Origin of the sequence: Streptomyces sp. Ru62, assembly GCF_002920615.1 — a bacterium.
Classification (GTDB): Bacteria; Actinomycetota; Actinomycetes; order Streptomycetales; family Streptomycetaceae; genus Streptomyces.
This window is the reverse complement of the sequence record NZ_PQSU01000004.1, coordinates 320,002-336,059: the sequence shown is the minus strand read 5'-3', so window position 1 is coordinate 336,059 and position 16,058 is coordinate 320,002. Positions and strand designations below refer to the sequence as shown.

The following is a 16,058-nucleotide window of genomic DNA, read 5'->3' as shown; positions in this document are numbered from 1 at the left end:
CGCTAGGAGTTGGAGTGCACCCGAGCACAAGCCTCTGGAGGGTTGCCTGAGGTCTGGGCCCTCTTGCGCCTGGGGCCTCTTACGCCTGGGCCTTCCTACGCCTGCCCGGTCTCGAACCGCGAGATCCGCCCGTCGTCCTCGACCGTGAAGCTCCACCGGGTACGCATCTCGCCCCAGGTGTCGTTGCGGTAGCGGGCGAGCAGGGTCCGGCCGCCGGCGGACTCGTTGTCCACCTCCATGTGGCCGTGGGAGGAGAAGATCTCCCGGTCGATCCAGTCGGCCAGGTCCCGGTCGGAGCCGTCGTCGGCCATGGTCGCCCCGGGTGCGAGCAGGGCCATGAAGCCCTCGCGGTCGTGGGCGTTGACGGCGTGGACGAAGGCCCGGACCGCGGGGTCGCTGAGCTTGGCCGGCTGAATCGTCATGGCGTCAGGCTCACACCGCGCCGCGATCCCGCCACCCGAACGGCAGCCAGGACGGGCCGGGCCGCGTCGGCGGTGGGAGGGTGGGAACGCGGGAGGGGACGTGTCCGCCTGTCTGCTGGGGAGTCACCGTGACCTGTTACGACCGACGTGATCTGGGCCTGCTGCTGCTCCGGCTGAGCACCGGCGGGGTACTGGCGGCGCACGGCGCGCAGAAGCTGTTCGGCTGGTTCGGCGGGCACGGGCTGGAGGGCACCGGCCAGTACATGGAGTCCATCGGCTACGCGCCCGGCAAGCTGAGCGCGACGGCGTCGGGCCTGGCGGAGGCGGGCGGCGGCACCCTGCTGGCCCTGGGCCTCGCGACCCCGGCGGCGGGCGCGGCGGCGGCCGGCGGGATGGCGGGGGCGGCGGCGGTGCACATGCCCCACGGCTTCTTCGCGCAGGAGGGCGGATACGAGTACGCGGCGACGCTCGGCCTGGCCGCGGCCGGCCTCGCCGTCGCCGGCCCGGGCCGCCTCTCCCTCGACCACGCCCTCGGCCACGTCTTCGACCGCGGCTGGATGGTCCCGGTCGCCCTCGGCGTGACCGCGGCGGCGACGGCCCTGATGGTGGGCGCCCGCAACCGCCGGGTACGGCAGCAGGCGGAGGGCGAACAGGAGACGCTGTTCGAGGAGTGAGCCGACGGCGGCGCTGGGAGCGCCACCGCCGTACAGCTGACGCTGTACCAGCACCAGGAGGTCATCCCGGAGTGGTTGGTGCTGCTGTCCGCCGAGGAGCCGGCCGCCCTGGCACCGCCGCCGCTCACCCGGGCCCCGGCGGAGCCGGTACCGCTGCCCGCCGGGCACAGGAGGCTCTCCCCCGCCCCGCGCGCCCGGATGGCCTCCCGGGTACGACCGTGCCCGGGGCAGGGCCGCGGTCAGCGCTCTCCGGCCGCGAACCGGCGTACGGCCGCGCGCTGCCATTCGGTGACCCGGACGACCACCCACGGCAGCGCGAAGAAGGCCACCACGCCGGCCGCGAAGTGCAGCGTGACCGCGCCGACCGGGCTCGGCCCGCCCCACGCGGGGTCGGGATAGGGCGCCCAGCCCCAGATCGGGTAGGTCAGATTGCGCGCGGAGACGACGATCCAGCCGACGGTGGCCGCGAACGACAGCGTGGTCAGCAGCGTGTTGACGCAGAAGAACGCGACGGCGCCCGCGAAACGGCCGCCGTCACGCGGCCCGAGGTGCTCACCGAAGAAGAACCGCAGGCGCATGCGCTCGAAGGCGGGGCCCACCACGGCCGCGACCAGCAGCGCCCCGAACAGCACCAGCGGCCCCACTCCCGGGTGTCCACTGTCCTGGGCGGCCTTCATGACGAACTGGAGCACGAGGACGAGCCCGGCGACGAGCGGCACCACCAGGGCGTACAGCAGGCGGCGCCAGGTGTGACCGCGGAACGGAAGGGTGAACAGGCCCCACGGGGCGGAACGGGACGCGGTGCGGGGCGGCCGGTTGCTCGGACCGGATCGGGTGGCGTTGGACACCATGGGTTCTTTCCTCTCTGGGGCGGTCCTGAAGCCTGGACGAACGCCGCGACGTGGGCCGGCCCGATGGCCGCCCCCGGGGGCGCGGATCGGGACGCGTCTGTCGCCGTGACGACTCCGGTAGTCCGTGCGGTTCCGGGGGCGGACGGTCCGAGCAGCAGTCCGCCGAGGATCTCCCCGATCACCGGCTCCTGTCCGAGCCGGCCCACCAGCAGGCCGAACAGGTGGCTGAGCAGCACCACCAGGGCGACGGCGAGCAGGATGCGGGCCAACGGGTCCGCGCGCGGGCCTGCCACGACGCCACCCCCTCGGGCGCCGCGAGCGGCCCCGCAACCGTGCCGCCCGGGCAGCCGGCGAACCACCGCGCCCTGTGGAGCAGGGACACCCGGCTCCTGGACGACACCAGGAGGTCACCGCATGCGGGCGGCGGTTCACAGCGCCAAGGCCGGCGGGGCAACGAAAGGCAGACGAGTCGGGCTGTACGCCGGGTTCTGTTCCCCGGTGTCCTCGCGGACGCCGGGGCGACGGCCATCCATCTAGGGCCGGCGTTGCCGCCGGCCTCGTGCGGTCTACCCGCGGACTCGGGCGGGCCGCCCTCGATCGTCCGCGCAGGGACGCCCCTCTTGCGAAAGGCGGCCCCTCTTGACCTTGCTCCGGGTGGGGTTTACCTAGCTGCCCAGGTCACCCTGGGCACTGGTGGTCTCTTACACCACCGTTTCACCCTTACCGAGGGCCGAGGCCCCCGGCGGTCTGCTTTCTGTGGCACTGTCCCGCGGGTCACCCCGGGTGGCCGTTAGCCACCACCCTGCCCTGTGGAGCCCGGACGTTCCTCGGGAAGCCCCTTAAGGGGACTCCACGCGGCCGTCCGCCCGGCTCGTCTGCCGTGTCGACCATGGTACCGGGCGCGTGCCCCGTCGCGGACCCGCGGCCGTCGCGAGGACCGAGCCGGCCAGGATGAGGGCGAAGGCGGCCAGTACGGGGAGGGTCAGCGCTTCGTCCAGGAAGAGGGCGCCGGCCGCCACCGCCACCGCCGGGTTGACGTAGGTGATCACCGTGGCCCGGGTGGGGCCGGCCTCCTTGATCAGTTCCAGGAAGGCCACGAACGCCACCGCCGTGCAGATCACGCCCAGGCCGGCCAGCGCGGCCAGGACGGTGGGAGAGGGCAGGGCGGCCGGGCGGGTGAGGGCCGCCGCGGGGGCGTAGACCAGGGCGGCCAGGGTGAGGCAGGCGGCCGTCAGATGGAGGGACGGGACCTCCTTGAGGCGGCGGGCGGCGATCAGGGGGGCCGTGGCGTAGCCCAGGACCGTCACCAGGACCTCCGCCAGGGAGCGGGCGTCGCCGCCGGTGAGGTGCGGGAGGGTGAGGACCGCCACCCCGGCCAGCCCCAGGGTCAGGCCCGAGACCCGGCGGACGCCGAGGTGTTCCGTGTCGCCCAGGAGCCGGGCCAGGACCACGCCGACGATCGGCACGCCCGCGATCAGCAGGCCGGCCGTCGAGCTGGACAGGTGCCGTTCGGCGTCGGTCAGGGTGAACCAGGGGATCATGATCTCCAGGACCGCGAAGGCCAGCATGGGACGCCAGTGACGTCGTATCGCGTCCCCGAAGCCGCCCTGGCGGAGGGCGAACGGGAGCAGCAGGGCCGCGCCGAGCGCGCAGCGGGTGAACACCACCACCGGCGGGGACACCGCGTCCACCGCCACCTTGATCATCAGATAGGGGATGCCCCAGACCACTCCCATCAGGGAGAACAGGAACCAGCCGCGTGCAGTCATACGGCCGAGTGTCGGCCTCCCGGTGCGGGCCTGTCTTGAACGCTGTTGCGGTAGGCCGCCGGGGTCACCCCGAGCACCCGGCGGAACCAGCGGGTCAGGTGGGCCTGGTCGGCGAAGCCGACGAGGCCGGCCACCTCGGCGGGGCGCAGGCCGCTCTCCAGCAGGACGCGCGCCTTGGTGACCCGGTGCTGGGCGAGCCAGGCGTAGGGGGGTATGCCCATCGTCGTACGGAAGGCGCGCAGGAGCTGGTAGCGGGACAGGCCGAGGTCGGTGGCGAGCAGGGCCAGGGAGGGCGGGTCGGTGAGTTCGTCGGCGAGGCGGTCGCGGACCGTGCGGGCTATGGCGTCGGCGCCGGGCACGCGGTCGGGGAGCGGGCGGGCCGTGGAGTGGCGGTGGGCGAGGGCCGTGAGCACCCAGGGCAGGACGGACTCGGCCTCCAGCGGGTCGGGGCAGGCGCTGAGTCGCGTGTGGGCGGCGCGCAGGGCCCGGGCGAGCACCGGGTCGTCGATGAGGGGTTCGCGGAAGTGCGGCAGCCCGCCGAGGGTGCCGTCGGCCAGCAGGGACGGCTCGGCGTACAGGGCGCGGTAGGCGTAGCCGTCGGTGGGGTTGCCGGGGCCGCCGGTGTGCATCTCGCCGGGTTCGAGGACGACGATCGTGCCGGGGCCGGTGCGGATGTGGCCGCCCCGGTAGTCGATGATCTCGGAGCCGCCGACGCAGACGCCGATCGTGTACTCGTCGTGGGCGTGCGGGGCGTAGACGTGCCGGCGGAAGCTCGCGGTGAGCAGGTCGAGCGGGGGGCCGCAGCGGCCCAGCCGGGCCCGTGTCCACCGTGCCTGTTCCCCCATCGGACCGTCCCCTCACGACTCCCGCCGCCGGCGCCCGTCCCGCGCCGCGCCCCGTCACCGGGTACAGCGCCGGAAGCCGCCATTCCATGCCGCGCTCGTGCAGGCGCTCACGCCACGGCGAAGAGGATCTTCGATGTGCCCGGGTCGGCGCGGGTGAGCCGGACGCGCAGGCGTTCGCCGAGCGGCAGGTCCGTGCCCTCGACGCGTCCGATGACCGCCGGGGACAGCACCTGGACGGTGCCCACGGTCGGCCGGCGCTCGTCCACGTCCACGACACAGCCGTCGAAGACGTCCCCGACCCGGTCCTTGAGCAGGGCCGCCTCCACCCTCCAGGCGTTCCCGTGCCTCGCCGATCTCCTTGAGCAGCGCGACGGGTTCCTCGGCCGTCCCCGCGTCGATGTCCCGCTGTACGTGGGTGTAGTCGAGCTTGGCCCGGCTGCGGACCAGGGCCCGGCGCACGTCGACGGCGAGGGTGCGGCCCTCCCCGTCCAGGTCGATGGTCCACAGCACGGCCGGCCGGGTCCGGCCGGGCAGCAGGCTGGCCGCGCCCTCGCTGAGCACGGTGGGGTGCAGCGGGACCCTCTCGTCCGGGAAGTACAGGGTGGTCACCCGCCGGTGCGCCTCCGCGTCCAGGGCTCCGCCGGGTGCGACGAAGGCGGCGACGTCGGCGATGGCGTAGCGGACGCGGTAGCCGGTGCCCCGCCGGGACAGGTGGGTGGCCTGGTCGAGGTCGGTGGAGGTGGGCGGGTCCAGGGTGAAGAAGGGGATGTCGGTGGCGTCGTACAGCGGCAGGGCCGGGTCCTTGGCCGCCTGCTCGGCCGCCGCCTGGACCTCCGGCGGGAATGCCTCCGGGATGCCGAGTCCGGAACGGAGCGCGGCGAGCGCGGCGCGGAGGGGGGCTTCGGGGGCGCCGGTGACGTGGATCTTGCGGCGGGGCATGGAGCGAGCGTAGGCCGAGGTGGCACGCGAGTCACGCCGTACCCTGGCGCGGAGGTCTACGTGAGGAGTACGTGTTGCTGGTCCTGCTGCCGCCCTCGGAAGGCAAGGCGAACGCGGGCGAGGGTGCCCCGCTTCAGCTGGAGTCGCTGTCCCTGCCGGGGCTGACCGCCGCGCGGGAGGCCGTGCTCGGGGAGCTGGTCGAGCTGTGCTCCGGTGACGAGGTCAAGGCGCGCGAGGTGCTGGGGCTGAGCGAGGGGCTGCGCGGCGAGGTCGCGAAGAACGCCGGGCTGCACACGGCCGGTGCCCGCCCGGCCGGGGAGGTCTACACCGGGGTTCTGTACGACACCCTCGGCCTGGCCACGCTGGACGCGGCGGCGCGACGCCGTGCCGCCAAGTCGCTGCTGGTCTTCTCCGGGCTGTGGGGTGCCGTGCGGGTGACGGACCGGATTCCCTCCTACCGCTGCTCGATGGGCGTGAAGCTGCCGGGTCTTGGCGCGCTGGCCGGGCACTGGCGGGCGCCGATGGCCGAGGTGCTGCCGACGGCGGCCGACGGCCTGGTCCTCGACCTGCGGTCCTCGGCGTACGCCGCGGCCTGGCGGCCGAAGGGCGAGGTGGCCGGGCGCACGGCGACGGTACGGGTGCTGCACGCGCCGACCCGGAAGGTCGTCAGCCACTTCAACAAGGCGACGAAGGGCCGGATCGTCCGCAGCCTGCTGACCTCCGGGGCCGCGCCCAAGGATCCCGCCGAGCTGGTGGGGGTGCTGCGGGAGCTGGGGTACGTCGTGGAGGCGGAGGCGCCCGGGAAGGCGGGCAAGGCGTGGGCGCTGGATGTGCTGGTGGACGAGGTCCACTGAGGAACCGTAAGGCGTTGCAGCATACGCAACACTCATTGCGGAGATTGCAGTCGCTGGGCACGATGAGCGCATGACCTCGCCGCTGCCCTCGTTTCCGGCTGCCTCCGTGCTGGACCTCGCCCCCGTCGTGCCCGTGGTGGTGCTCTCCGACGCCGCCGACGCCGTACCGCTGGCGCGGGCGCTGGTCGCGGGCGGGCTGCCCGCGATCGAGGTGACCCTGCGCACCCCGGCCGCGCCCGCCGCGCTCCGGGCCATCGCCGCCGAGGTGCCGGAGGCCGTGGTGGGGGCGGGTACGGTGATCACGCCGGAGCAGGTGGACGCCTGTACGGCCGCCGGGGCGCGGTTCCTGGTCAGTCCCGGGTGGACGGAGGCGCTGCTGGAGGCGATGCGCGGGTCCGGGGTGCCGTTCCTGCCCGGGGTGTCGACCACCTCGGAGGTCGTGGCGCTGCTGGAGCGCGGGGTGCGGGAGATGAAGTTCTTCCCGGCACAGGCGGCGGGCGGTACGGCGTACCTGCGGTCGCTGGCCGGGCCGTTGCCGCAGGCCCGGTTCTGTCCCACGGGCGGGATCGGGCCGGAGACCGCGCCGGAGTACCTGGCCCTCCCCAACGTCGGCTGCGTCGGCGGGAGCTGGATGGTTCCGGAGGATGCGGTGGCCGCCCGGGACTGGGGGCGGATCGAGGAACTGGCGCGTACGGCGGCCCGGTTGAGGCCCCGGGCGGCCCAAAGGCGTAACCGCCCGGGTGACTGACTCAACGGCGCAGCCGCCCGGGTGACTCAGGGGCGCAGGTGAGAGGTGTCGTTGAACAGCCGCACGCTCGCGTTGCCGTCCGCGTAGTACGCCACCGCCGACAGGGAGGCCGCCGAGAGCTCCATCCGGAACAGCGACTCGGGCGGGGCGCCGAGCGCGAGGCGGACGAAGGTCTTGATCGGGGTGACGTGCGTGACCAGCAGGACCGTACGGCCCGCGTGGGCCGCGATCAGTTTGTCGCGGGTCGCGGCGATCCGGACGGCCGTCTCGGCGAAGCTCTCGCCGCCGCCGGTGGGGTGGGCCTCCGGGTCGGCGAGCCAGGCGTCGAGGTCGTCCGGGTGGCGCTCGCGGACCTCACCGAAGGTCAGGCCCTCCCAGGCGCCGAAGTCCGTCTCGCGCAGGCCGTCTTCCAGCGTGACGTCCAGGTTCAGGCGGGCGGCGACGATCTCGGCGGTCTCCCGGGTGCGGGCGAGGGGGGAGGCGACGACGGCCTGTATGGTGCCGCGCCGCGCCAGGGCCTCGGCGACGCGGTGCGCCTGCTCCCGGCCCACGGCGGAGAGGGAGGGGTCGGTGCCGCCGCTGCCGGAGAACCGCTTCTGGGGGGTCAGGGGGGTTTCGCCGTGCCGGAGGAGGACCAGGGTGGCGGGCGCGCCCAGATCGGGGGCGGCACTCCAGCCGGGGGCACTGGTGACGCGCTGCTCGTGCACGGTTTCCGCGGTGGAGCCGGAGGGGCGCCCTTCGCCGGGGGGCTCGGGGCGCTGCTCGCTGGGAGGTGCCTCCCCCACGCTCGGCGTCGCTCGCGCGGGGGCACCCCCATCGCCCACCCGTGCCGCACCGGCGGCACGACTGCCCGCAGCGGCGGCGGATTCAGGGGCCGCACCGGCGGCCCGGACCTCCGCCAGGGCCGCGCGGGCCTTCGCCGCGCCCGCCGCCGCGTCTCCGGGCGGGCCCGACGGCTCAGGGGTGGCGGGCGGGGTGTCGAGGGCCGCGCGGGAGCGTGACGGTGACCACTGCTCGCCCTTCGCCCCCGCGTCCATCGCCTCGTTCGCCAAGCGGTCCGCGTGTTTGTTCCGCTCCCGGGGGATCCACTCGTAGGTCACCTGGTCCGGAGGGAAGACGGACCTCGCCTGCGTCGCCAGTGGCTTCATGTCGGGGTGCTTGATCTTCCAGCGGCCCGACATCTGCTCGATGACGAGCTTGGAGTCCATGCGGACGTGGACCCGGGCCGACGGGTCGAGGGCGTGCGCGGCACGGAGGCCGGCCAGGAGGCCGCGGTACTCGGCGACGTTGTTCGTGGCGACGCCGATGTACTCCGCGGCCTCGGTCAGGGCCTCACCCGTGGCCCCGTCGAGCACGACCGCCCCGTAGCCCGCGGGCCCGGGGTTGCCCCGCGACCCGCCGTCGGCCTCGACGATGAACTCCCGCACCCCTGAAGCCCCCTACAGACCCGACTCGGCCGTACGCACCAGGATGCGGCGGCAGTTCTCGCAGCGGACCACCGTGTCCGGCGCCGCCGCGCGGATCTCGTTCAGCTCGGTGATGGCCAGCTCCTGCCGGCACCCCTGGCAGGTGCGGGCGTACAGCTTGGCCGCGCCGATGCCGCCCTGCTGCTCGCGCAGCTTGTCGTAGAGCTTCAGCAGGTCCGCGGGGACGGAGGCCGCCACGACCTCGCGCTCCTTGGTCACCGAGGCGGCCTCGCCGTCGATCTCCTCGAACGCCGCGTCCCGGCGGCCGGTCGCGTCGTCGATCTTCGACTGCACGGAGGCGACCCGCTCGGTCAGCTCGTTCACCCGCTCCTGCGCGGCCTCACGGCGCTCCATGACCTCCAGGACGACGTCCTCCAGGTCGCCCTGCCGCTTGGCGAGGGAGGCGATCTCGTGCTGGAGGTTGGAGAGGTCCTTCGGCGAGGTGACCGCGCCGGAGTCCAGGCGCTGCTGGTCGCGGGCGGCGCGCTGGCGCACCTGGTCGACGTCCTGCTCGGCCTTGGTCTGCTCGCGGGCGCAGTCGCTCTCCTCGGTCTGCGCGGCCACGAGCAGGTCGCGCAGCTGCGTGAGGTCCTTCGTCAGCGACTCGATCTCGGCGTGCTCGGGCAGCGACCTCCGCTTGTGCGCGAGCTGCTGCAGGCGGACGTCGAGTGTCTGGACGTCGAGGAGTCGGATCTGGTCGGCGGGCGCGGCGTTCAGTTGGGGGCTCCCGTGGTATCGGAAGGGGCGCGTGAAGCGCTCGTTGGAAGGGTGGTGGTGGGCGACGGGTGGGCGGTGGCGGTGGACGCCGCGTGGGCGGTCCAGGGATCGGTGACCGTCTTGGAGACGTGGACGCGGAGGTCCCAGCCGTGACGGTCGGAGATCTCGTCGAGCTGGCTCGCGGCCAGCTCGCACCAGGGCCACTCGGTGGCCCAGTGCGCCGCGTCGAGCAGCGCGAGGGGACTGTGGGCCACCGCCTCGGAGGCCGGGTGGTGGCGCAGGTCAGCGGTGAGGAAGGCGTCGACGCCGGCCGCGCGGACCTGGTCGAAGAGGCTGTCGCCGGAGCCGCCGCTGACGGCGATGGTGCGGACGACGGCCTCGGGGTCGCCGGCCACCCGGATGCCCTGCGCGGTGGCGGGCAGCCGCTCGGCGGCGCGGGCGGCCAGCTCCCGGACGGTGAGGGGGTGGTCGAGTTCGCAGACGCGGCCCAGGCCCCGGCCGCCCTCGGGGTCGGTGGGGTCCGGCACGAGGGGGCGTACGACGCGGAGGTCGAGGGCCCCGGCAAGGGCGTCGGAGACACCCGGGTCGGCGGTGTCGGCGTTGGTGTGGGCGACGTGCAGCGCGACGTCGTTCTTGATCAGCGTGTGCACGACCCGGCCCTTGAAGTGCGTGGCCGCGACCGTGGTCGTACCGCGCAGATAGAGCGGGTGGTGGGTGACCAGCAGGTCGGCGCCGAGCTTCACGGCCTCGTCCACGATCTCCTGGACGGGGTCGACGGCGAACAGGACCCGGGTGACCTCCTGGGCGGGGTCGCCCACGACCGTGCCGACCGCGTCCCAGGACTCGGCCCGCTCGGCCGGCCACAGGTTCTCCAGCGCGGCGATGACTTCAGACAGACGGGGCACGGCCCAAGGCTACCTGGCTGTTCGGCGGGGCTGTACCGCATGCGTCCGGTCTGACCCCGCTCAGCACGGACGCCCCGGTTTCCTCAGGTGAATCGCTTCTGCACCACCCGTACGTGTGAAGCCGGGGAGGGCCGGTCCCCCGCCTGCGCGTGCGAAAACTAGCTTCGTCGCCGGAGGTGACCGAACGATGACGGCCTGTGCGATCGAACCCCCCTCCACGGACGGGACCGGCGGCGTGCCGCGGGCGGGATGCGCCATCACGGCGGACGGCGCGTACGCCGCCCGGCTCGCCCGGGACGGTGACTCCTGGTTCCCGGAGCGCTGGACCCTGGACGGCCCCGAGCCGTACGCGGTGCCCCTGCCCGGAAACCAGCCCGAGGAGCCCGGGACCGAGGTGCAGCCCATGGGTGACGGGCGGGTGCTGATCCACCGCCTGGTGGCCGGGCGGCACGCCTTCTCGCTGCTGTACCCGACCGGGCCCGGCACCGGTGAGCTGCCGCTGGGCGCGGTGGAGTGCGCCGGGCCCGGCACCCGGCTCACCCTGCTGCCACCGGCACCGGGGGGCGCCCGGGCGTACGCCCTCGCGGTCGGACCGCGCTCCAGCGTGGTCTGGCTGGTGGCGGGCGGGGCGTTCGGCCCGGAGCGCTGCGCCGAGGTGCCGGGGCGCTGCTCGGGCGGGGTCTGGCTGGACGGCTCCGGGCGGATGCTGGCACTGGACCGGGAGCTGGACGGACGCATCAAGACGGTCGTGGTGGACCTGGAGCGCGCCGGCGAGGTCTCGCCGCTGCTCCAGATCGCGGAGGGCAGCGACGACCGGCTGCTCCTCGCCGATCCGGACAGCGGCCTGCTGCTGATCTCCTCGGACGCGCCCTCGCCCGGGCGGGAACGCCTGGGCTGGGGTGTCCTCGGCAGCACCCTGCCGGTGCGGTTCCCGGAGTGCCTGCGGGTGCCGGACTGCGTGGTGACGCCGTTCGCGATCCAGCCCGGGCAGGTGCTGATGCCGGAGAACTGCGCGGTGGGCCTGCGGCTCGACGGGGCCCTCGGCACCTGGGTGGGCGTGTGGCGCCCGGCCGACCGGGAGGTCCGGCACCTCCCGGCGCCCGAGGGCTGGCTGGCGGGCACCGGGCTGTGCACGCGCGACGGGGTGCTGCGCCTGCCGTACGCCACGGAGGCGACTCCGTGCGGCGTGTCGGACGTGCCGGCACCGGGCGGGTACGCGACCGCGGGTGCGGAGGGCGCGGCCACGGACGGCGCGGGGGGCGCGGTCACGGAGGGCGCGGCCACGGAAGGGGTGGGGGGCACCCAGGGGCCGGACCGGGACGGCGGCGCTGCCGGGACCTTGGAGCGGGGGGTTCCGGCGGGGGCGGAACCCGGTCCTCCTGTGCCGGTGCCGACCCGGCCCGTGCCGTTGCAGCAGGCACCCTTGGGGCGTCTTGTAACGAACTAGTGCCGGTTGGCGTGTGCGCCTGGATTCGGCCCGTGGTGCGCCGGTTACACTCGCCCGGCTGTACGAAAGATCAGTTTGACGGGGTGAATACGTCCGATGAGCGACACCAGCACCACTGAGCAGCTGTCTGCCGGCTCTTCCGAGAACGCCGGCCACGGCCGGCACCGGGGCCCGATCGCGGCACAGGAGAGCGAGTCGACTCCGCACGGCCGGCACCGCAAGCCGGCCCAGGAGACGGCGGAGGTGGCTGCCTGACGGCAGTGAAGAAGAGGGGGCTCCCGCTCGGCGGGAGCCCCCTTCGCCTTTCCCCGGCCGCCCTCATCCACGGTCTGTCACTCGCGGTCTGTCAGGAGTGCTGGACGATGGTGTCGACGAGGACGGGCGCGTCGTCCCGTTCGACGGCGCTCACGGCGGCCCGCACGGAGGCTTCCGAGGCCCACATGCGGATCCGCAGGGTCTCCCCCGGGTACACGATGCCGGCGAACCGCGTGGCGTACGACCGCACCCGGCTCACGTCCCCGCCGAGCAGGGTGTCGACGACCGCCTTGAGCGTGACGCCGTAGGTGCACAGGCCGTGCAGGACGGGCCGTTCGAAGCCGGCGAGCTCGGCGAACTCGGGGTCGGCGTGCAGGGGGTTCCAGTCGCCGGAGAGGCGGTAGAGCAGTGCCTGGTCCTCGCGCAGGCGCCGCTCGACGACCCGGTCCGCATCCCCGGCGGGCGGTTCGGGCCGGGCGGACGGTCCCCGGTCGCCGCCCCAGCCACCCTCTCCCCGTACGAAGATCTGCGCGTCGTCGGTCCACAGCGGGCCCTCGGTGTCGGCGACTTCGGTGCGCATGACGAGAACGGCCGCCGTGCCCTTGTCGTACGCGGCGGTGATGCGGCCGGTGGCGGTGGCGGTGCCCTCGGCCGGGAGGGGGCGGTACAGGGTGAGCGTCTGGCCGCCGTGCAGGACGCGGGCGAGGTCGACGTCGATGCCGGGCATGGACAGCCCGCTGATCACACCCGGTGAGCCGGCGCCCGCGACGGTGGCGAAGCTGGGCAGCACGTGCAGCCGGGACTCCAGGGTGTAGCGCAGCTCGTCGGGGTCGGTGGCGGGGACGCCCGCGCCGATGCCGAGGTGGTAGAGCAGGACGTCTTTGCGCGTCCAGGAGATCTCTCGCGACCGGGGCTCGGCGGCGAGTGCCATGGCGGCGTCGATGGGCATGGGGCTCCTGACGGGTCTCAAGACCTCGGTGCGGACGTCCGCACCGTCGGCCGCACCGAGGTCGTCCACGTGCGGACCTAGAACGCGTTCCAGTCCGGCGCCCCCTGTATAGCCGAGCCCCCCGCGGTTGTGAAGACTCCTGACATAGTGTCAGATCGGTCGGCCGTGACATTTGTCCTGCCCGATTCGGTACACACGTGTCTGCCCGGGGCCGGGCCCGGTTCCGTACCGTTCGATCCGGACGCTGTGCCGCCCTCCCGCCCTCACGCGGGAGGGGTCGTTCGAACGACTGAGACGGGGGACTCGGAGATGACGTGGTGGCGGAGCCTGAGCTGTCAGATGGCGGCCTGGCAGCGGGAACGGCTGGTGTGGCGGGCGGACGTGCGGCGCTTCCGGGCCGCCCGGCGCGCGGGCGCGGACCCCTCGGCCGCCGAGCGTCCGGGCCCGCCGCCCACCGGCTTCACCCTGCTGCCCTGGCTGCTGCTGGGCATGGGCTCCTTCTCCAACGTGATCCAGGGCGAGACCCCGAACCCGTGGATCGGCGGCCTGGGCCTGCTCGCCTTCAACTCCCTCTACGTCTACGTCACCTTCCGCGCCTTCGACCGGGCCAGGCGCGAGTCGGCGTCCACCCGGGTGGCCCTGGGCCTGCTCGGCCTGGTCACGACGGGCCTCGCCCTCGGGTACGGCGGCAACTGGCTGATGTTCTTCCCGCTGCTGGGCCTCGCCACGGGCGCCACCCTGCGCGGACCCTGGCTGGGCCGCGCGGGCCTGCTGCTCACGCTCTACGCGGGAGCCGCCACCTGGCTGCGGGACGGCTGGGACGACGCGTCCGGCATCGCCTACGCCACCTTCCTGTCCAGCATGGTCACCGCCGCGATCCTCAGCCTGTCCGAGGCCGTGCGGGAACTGCGGGCCGCCCGGGAGGAGCTGGCCCGGCGGGCGGTGGCGGAGGAGCGGCTGCGCTTCTCCCGCGATCTGCACGACCTGCTCGGGCACACCCTGTCGGTGGTCGTGGTGAAGTCGGAGGCGGCCCGCCGGCTCGCGCCACGCGACCTCGCCGCGGCGCTCGCACAGATCTCGGACATCGAGTCGGTGGGCCGGCAGGCGCTCACCGAGATCCGGGAGGCGGTGACCGGCTACCGCGAGGGCAGCCTGGCCACCGAGCTGACCCGGGCCCGGTCGGCGCTCTCCGCGGCGAGCGTGGAGCCGGTGGTCCGCCAGTCCGGGGCGCCGCTCGCCCCGCAGACCGAGGCGCTGCTCGGCTGGGTGGTGCGCGAGGCGGTCACCAACGTCGTCCGGCACAGCCGCGCCGACCGCTGCGAGATCACCGTCGAGGGAGCCGCCGAGCGGGTCCGGCTGACGGTCACGGACAACGGCACGGGCGCCGGGTCCCCCGCCGCCGGCGCGAGCGCGGGCGGTACGGGACTGAAGGGGCTGACCGAACGCCTCGCGGCGGCGGGCGGCTCCCTCACGGCCGGCCCGGCGCCACGCGGCGGCTTCACGGTCACCGCCGACCTTCCGGTGGGCGGTGACGAACCCGTGCCGTCGGCGGCTACGGTGCCCAGGGCGCTGTGACCGCCCAGCTGACGTCCGCCGTCCAGGACGTGGCGCTGTCGAAGGCGTTGGTTCCGCCGTTGCTCGCTATGTAGAGGCTGTGGTCGTAGTGGCGCAGGTAGCGCGTCGGGTAGTTGTACGAGGCGAACGAGGTGCCGGTGCCGCTCCTGCCGGTCTGCGGGCAGAAGGTGGCGTCGGCCCGGAACTGGGCGGTGCCGTCCATCGGCTGCCGGTGGACCCGGTAGTTGAAGTGCCGCAGGAAGTCACCGGGGTAGTTCCGTGACTCGAAGGAGACACAGGAGCTGTCGGCCAGTCCACGGCGGACGATCCAGGTGGCGTCGTTCTTGTCGAGGGACGAACTGCTCGACGTCAGCGGGGAGATGACGGCCGCATCGTTCTGGTGGCGGACGTAGTCGCCGGTGCAGCAGGAGGTCGTGGCGCGCAGGGAGATCTCGGAGCCGGGGCTCAGTGTGCCGGTGCTGCCGGTCGGGCCGCCGTAGCCGACGGAGACGATGTCGGCCTGGACCGCGTTGTCGGCGGCGTCGGTCGGGATGCCGGCGGTCATCACGCCCTCGAAGAAGGACCCGATCGAGCCGTTGCTGTTGTCACCGCCGGTGCCGAGGACGATCGCGCCCTCCTGGTGCATCGGAGAGTATCCGCCCGCGGTCGGCTCACCCCCTGAATAGGTGGTCGTCAGCCCGCCCGATCGGGCGTTTCCGTATTTCAGCGCGAAATGGTCCTGGCCGTTGTTCTTCAGCAGCGCGGTCACGAACGGCAGCGGGCCGGTCCCGGTGTTGGAGGTGTTCCTGCTGTAGCCGGCGTCGGACTGGAACAGCCCGTTCTCCAGGTCGGCCTGCACCCAGGGGCCCTGCCCGTAGCAGGGCGAGAACCAGCACTCGGTGCCGAAGTTGATGGCGTCCATGTGGCCGTTGCCGGTGTCCATGTTGTTGGTCTCGGCGTTGCCGTAGTCGAAGCAACAGCGGTTGTTGACGTGCGTGCCCGAGGTCACCATGTACATCCCCTCGGCCTGCCCGTTCACGGCCACGCCCGAGGTGGAGTTGTCCCGGTAGCCCATGCCGGCGGAGATCTCCAGGCCGTAGACCTGGTGGCCGCCGGCGGTCACCGGCAGGGCGTCCGCGGGTGCGCCCACGTCGGCGGCCCCGGCTCCGCCCGCATCCTCGATCGTGAGGTCGTTGTGGCGCGGGGACTGGTCGTAGATCTCGGTGATGATGCAGGTCGTGCCGGAGCAGAACGAGTCCTGGGCGGCGGCGTCGGCGTACCCGCCGGCGGCCAGCAGACCGATGTTCGTCTTCGCCCCGTCCTCGGCGCGCTGCACCTGGTACAGCGGTCCGTTGTACGACGCGTACAGCGCCCGGGCCATGCTGTGCGCGGCGACACAGGGGGTGCCCGCGGCGGCGTAGAGGTCACAGGGCAGCGAACTCGCGGCGGCGGCCGGGGGCGCGCCGGCGCCGAGGAACAGCGCGGCGAGGGTGGCGCAGACAGCGAGGAGGGAGAGGAGGGCGCGGGGGGCGCCGGGGGCGCGGGGGGTTCTCGACAGCACGGTGCACCTCGGGTTCGTCGTGGGGCGAGGGCTTGTCCGACATCCCGAACGTCGTTCGATCGAAATACCGAACTCGTTCACCTGCGGAATTACTGCGGATTT

The 16,058-nt window shown here is 73.8% G+C and carries 14 protein-coding genes, 1 other RNA gene and 2 pseudogenes; 6 read left to right on the top strand and 11 right to left on the bottom strand.

Annotation, left to right across the window (positions count from 1 at the left end; translation table 11 throughout):
- Positions 1-95 precede the first annotated feature (95 nt).
- Positions 96-422, bottom strand: coding sequence for a nuclear transport factor 2 family protein (locus C3492_RS07805; protein ID WP_103810983.1), 327 nt, complete (start codon positions 420-422; stop codon positions 96-98).
- Between the two features lie 128 nt (positions 423-550).
- Here C3492_RS07805 and C3492_RS07800 point away from each other — a divergent pair, with 128 nt between their 5' ends.
- The gene (locus C3492_RS07800; protein ID WP_103810982.1) at positions 551-1,096 is read left to right on the top strand and encodes a DoxX family protein; all 546 of its coding nucleotides are present in this window, start codon (positions 551-553) and stop codon (positions 1,094-1,096) included.
- 239 nt (positions 1,097-1,335) lie between these two features.
- Here C3492_RS07800 and C3492_RS07795 read toward each other — a convergent pair whose 3' ends face one another.
- The 5 genes and pseudogenes from C3492_RS07795 to C3492_RS07765 all read right to left on the bottom strand — a co-directional run bounded on the left by C3492_RS07795 (position 1,336) and on the right by C3492_RS07765 (position 5,500).
- A complete protein-coding gene (locus tag C3492_RS07795) occupies positions 1,336-1,947 on the bottom strand; it encodes a hypothetical protein (protein ID WP_181140247.1) in 612 nt (203 codons plus the stop codon).
- A 461-nt stretch (positions 1,948-2,408) separates the two neighbouring features.
- Positions 2,409-2,821, bottom strand: an RNA gene (rnpB, locus tag C3492_RS07785) — RNase P RNA component class A.
- Positions 2,822-2,936: 115 nt separating this feature from the next.
- Positions 2,937-3,653 (bottom strand): annotated as a pseudogene (locus C3492_RS46825) (DMT family transporter); the annotation flags it as partial.
- A gap of 59 nt (positions 3,654-3,712) precedes the next feature.
- The gene (locus C3492_RS07770; protein ID WP_103810978.1) at positions 3,713-4,561 is read right to left on the bottom strand and encodes an AraC family transcriptional regulator; all 849 of its coding nucleotides are present in this window, start codon (positions 4,559-4,561) and stop codon (positions 3,713-3,715) included.
- 107 nt (positions 4,562-4,668) lie between these two features.
- Positions 4,669-5,500, bottom strand: a pseudogene (locus C3492_RS07765) (RNB domain-containing ribonuclease).
- A 74-nt stretch (positions 5,501-5,574) separates the two neighbouring features.
- On the opposite strand from C3492_RS07765, the gene yaaA reads away from it, so the two are divergent.
- Entirely contained in the window at positions 5,575-6,354 is a 780-nt protein-coding gene (gene yaaA, locus C3492_RS07760; protein ID WP_103810977.1) for a peroxide stress protein YaaA, read from the top strand.
- Between the two features lie 70 nt (positions 6,355-6,424).
- Positions 6,425-7,102 (top strand): bifunctional 4-hydroxy-2-oxoglutarate aldolase/2-dehydro-3-deoxy-phosphogluconate aldolase, encoded by a 678-nt coding sequence (eda, locus tag C3492_RS07755; protein WP_103810976.1) that lies wholly within the window; start codon positions 6,425-6,427, stop codon positions 7,100-7,102.
- Positions 7,103-7,128: 26 nt separating this feature from the next.
- On the opposite strand, the gene C3492_RS07750 is transcribed toward eda, so the two are convergent.
- From C3492_RS07750 to C3492_RS07740, 3 genes are read right to left on the bottom strand one after another with little or no spacing between them, the layout of a single operon-like run.
- Positions 7,129-8,529, bottom strand: a complete 1,401-nt coding sequence (locus C3492_RS07750; protein ID WP_103810975.1) for a bifunctional RNase H/acid phosphatase — start codon at positions 8,527-8,529, stop codon at positions 7,129-7,131.
- A 12-nt stretch (positions 8,530-8,541) separates the two neighbouring features.
- Positions 8,542-9,285, bottom strand: coding sequence for a zinc ribbon domain-containing protein (locus tag C3492_RS07745; RefSeq protein WP_103811057.1), 744 nt, complete (start codon positions 9,283-9,285; stop codon positions 8,542-8,544).
- Positions 9,282-10,190, bottom strand: a complete 909-nt coding sequence (locus C3492_RS07740) for a Nif3-like dinuclear metal center hexameric protein (protein WP_103810974.1) — start codon at positions 10,188-10,190, stop codon at positions 9,282-9,284. Before C3492_RS07740 ends, C3492_RS07745 begins: the two co-directional genes overlap by 4 nt.
- Positions 10,191-10,377: 187 nt before the next feature.
- Here C3492_RS07740 and C3492_RS07735 point away from each other — a divergent pair, with 187 nt between their 5' ends.
- Together C3492_RS07735 and C3492_RS44505 are read left to right on the top strand one after the other, a co-directional pair.
- The gene (locus C3492_RS07735) at positions 10,378-11,637 is read left to right on the top strand and encodes a hypothetical protein (protein ID WP_103810973.1); all 1,260 of its coding nucleotides are present in this window, start codon (positions 10,378-10,380) and stop codon (positions 11,635-11,637) included.
- 96 nt (positions 11,638-11,733) lie between these two features.
- Positions 11,734-11,892 carry a hypothetical protein gene (locus tag C3492_RS44505; protein WP_165951535.1) on the top strand — a complete coding sequence of 53 codons (159 nt, stop codon included), beginning with the start codon at positions 11,734-11,736 and terminating at the stop codon, positions 11,890-11,892.
- Positions 11,893-11,983: 91 nt separating this feature from the next.
- Here the strand turns inward: C3492_RS44505 and C3492_RS07730 are convergent, their stop codons facing one another.
- Positions 11,984-12,841, bottom strand: coding sequence for a MaoC/PaaZ C-terminal domain-containing protein (locus C3492_RS07730; RefSeq protein ID WP_103811056.1), 858 nt, complete (start codon positions 12,839-12,841; stop codon positions 11,984-11,986).
- A 309-nt stretch (positions 12,842-13,150) separates the two neighbouring features.
- Here C3492_RS07730 and C3492_RS07725 point away from each other — a divergent pair, with 309 nt between their 5' ends.
- Complete coding sequence (locus tag C3492_RS07725) at positions 13,151-14,416, top strand: sensor histidine kinase (protein WP_258055552.1); 1,266 nt, start codon at positions 13,151-13,153, stop codon at positions 14,414-14,416.
- Here the strand turns inward: C3492_RS07725 and C3492_RS07720 are convergent.
- The gene (locus C3492_RS07720) at positions 14,394-15,956 is read right to left on the bottom strand and encodes an alpha-L-arabinofuranosidase B (protein ID WP_103810971.1); all 1,563 of its coding nucleotides are present in this window, start codon (positions 15,954-15,956) and stop codon (positions 14,394-14,396) included. The genes C3492_RS07725 and C3492_RS07720 overlap by 23 nt on opposite strands.
- Positions 15,957-16,058 lie beyond the last annotated feature (102 nt).

Bases quoted from the DNA above. Each gene is read 5' to 3' on its own strand.
- C3492_RS07805 (WP_103810983.1), bottom strand. From the start codon at position 422: ATGACGATTCAGCCGGCCAAGCTCAGCGACCCCGCGGTCCGGGCCTTC.
- C3492_RS07795 (WP_181140247.1), bottom strand. From the start codon at position 1,947: ATGGTGTCCAACGCCACCCGATCCGGTCCGAGCAACCGGCCGCCCCGC.
- C3492_RS07770 (WP_103810978.1), bottom strand. From the start codon at position 4,561: ATGGGGGAACAGGCACGGTGGACACGGGCCCGGCTGGGCCGCTGCGGC.
- eda (WP_103810976.1), top strand. From the start codon at position 6,425: ATGACCTCGCCGCTGCCCTCGTTTCCGGCTGCCTCCGTGCTGGACCTC.
- C3492_RS07735 (WP_103810973.1), top strand. From the start codon at position 10,378: ATGACGGCCTGTGCGATCGAACCCCCCTCCACGGACGGGACCGGCGGC.
- C3492_RS44505 (WP_165951535.1), top strand. From the start codon at position 11,734: ATGAGCGACACCAGCACCACTGAGCAGCTGTCTGCCGGCTCTTCCGAG.
- C3492_RS07730 (WP_103811056.1), bottom strand. From the start codon at position 12,841: ATGCCCATCGACGCCGCCATGGCACTCGCCGCCGAGCCCCGGTCGCGA.
- C3492_RS07725 (WP_258055552.1), top strand. From the start codon at position 13,151: ATGACGTGGTGGCGGAGCCTGAGCTGTCAGATGGCGGCCTGGCAGCGG.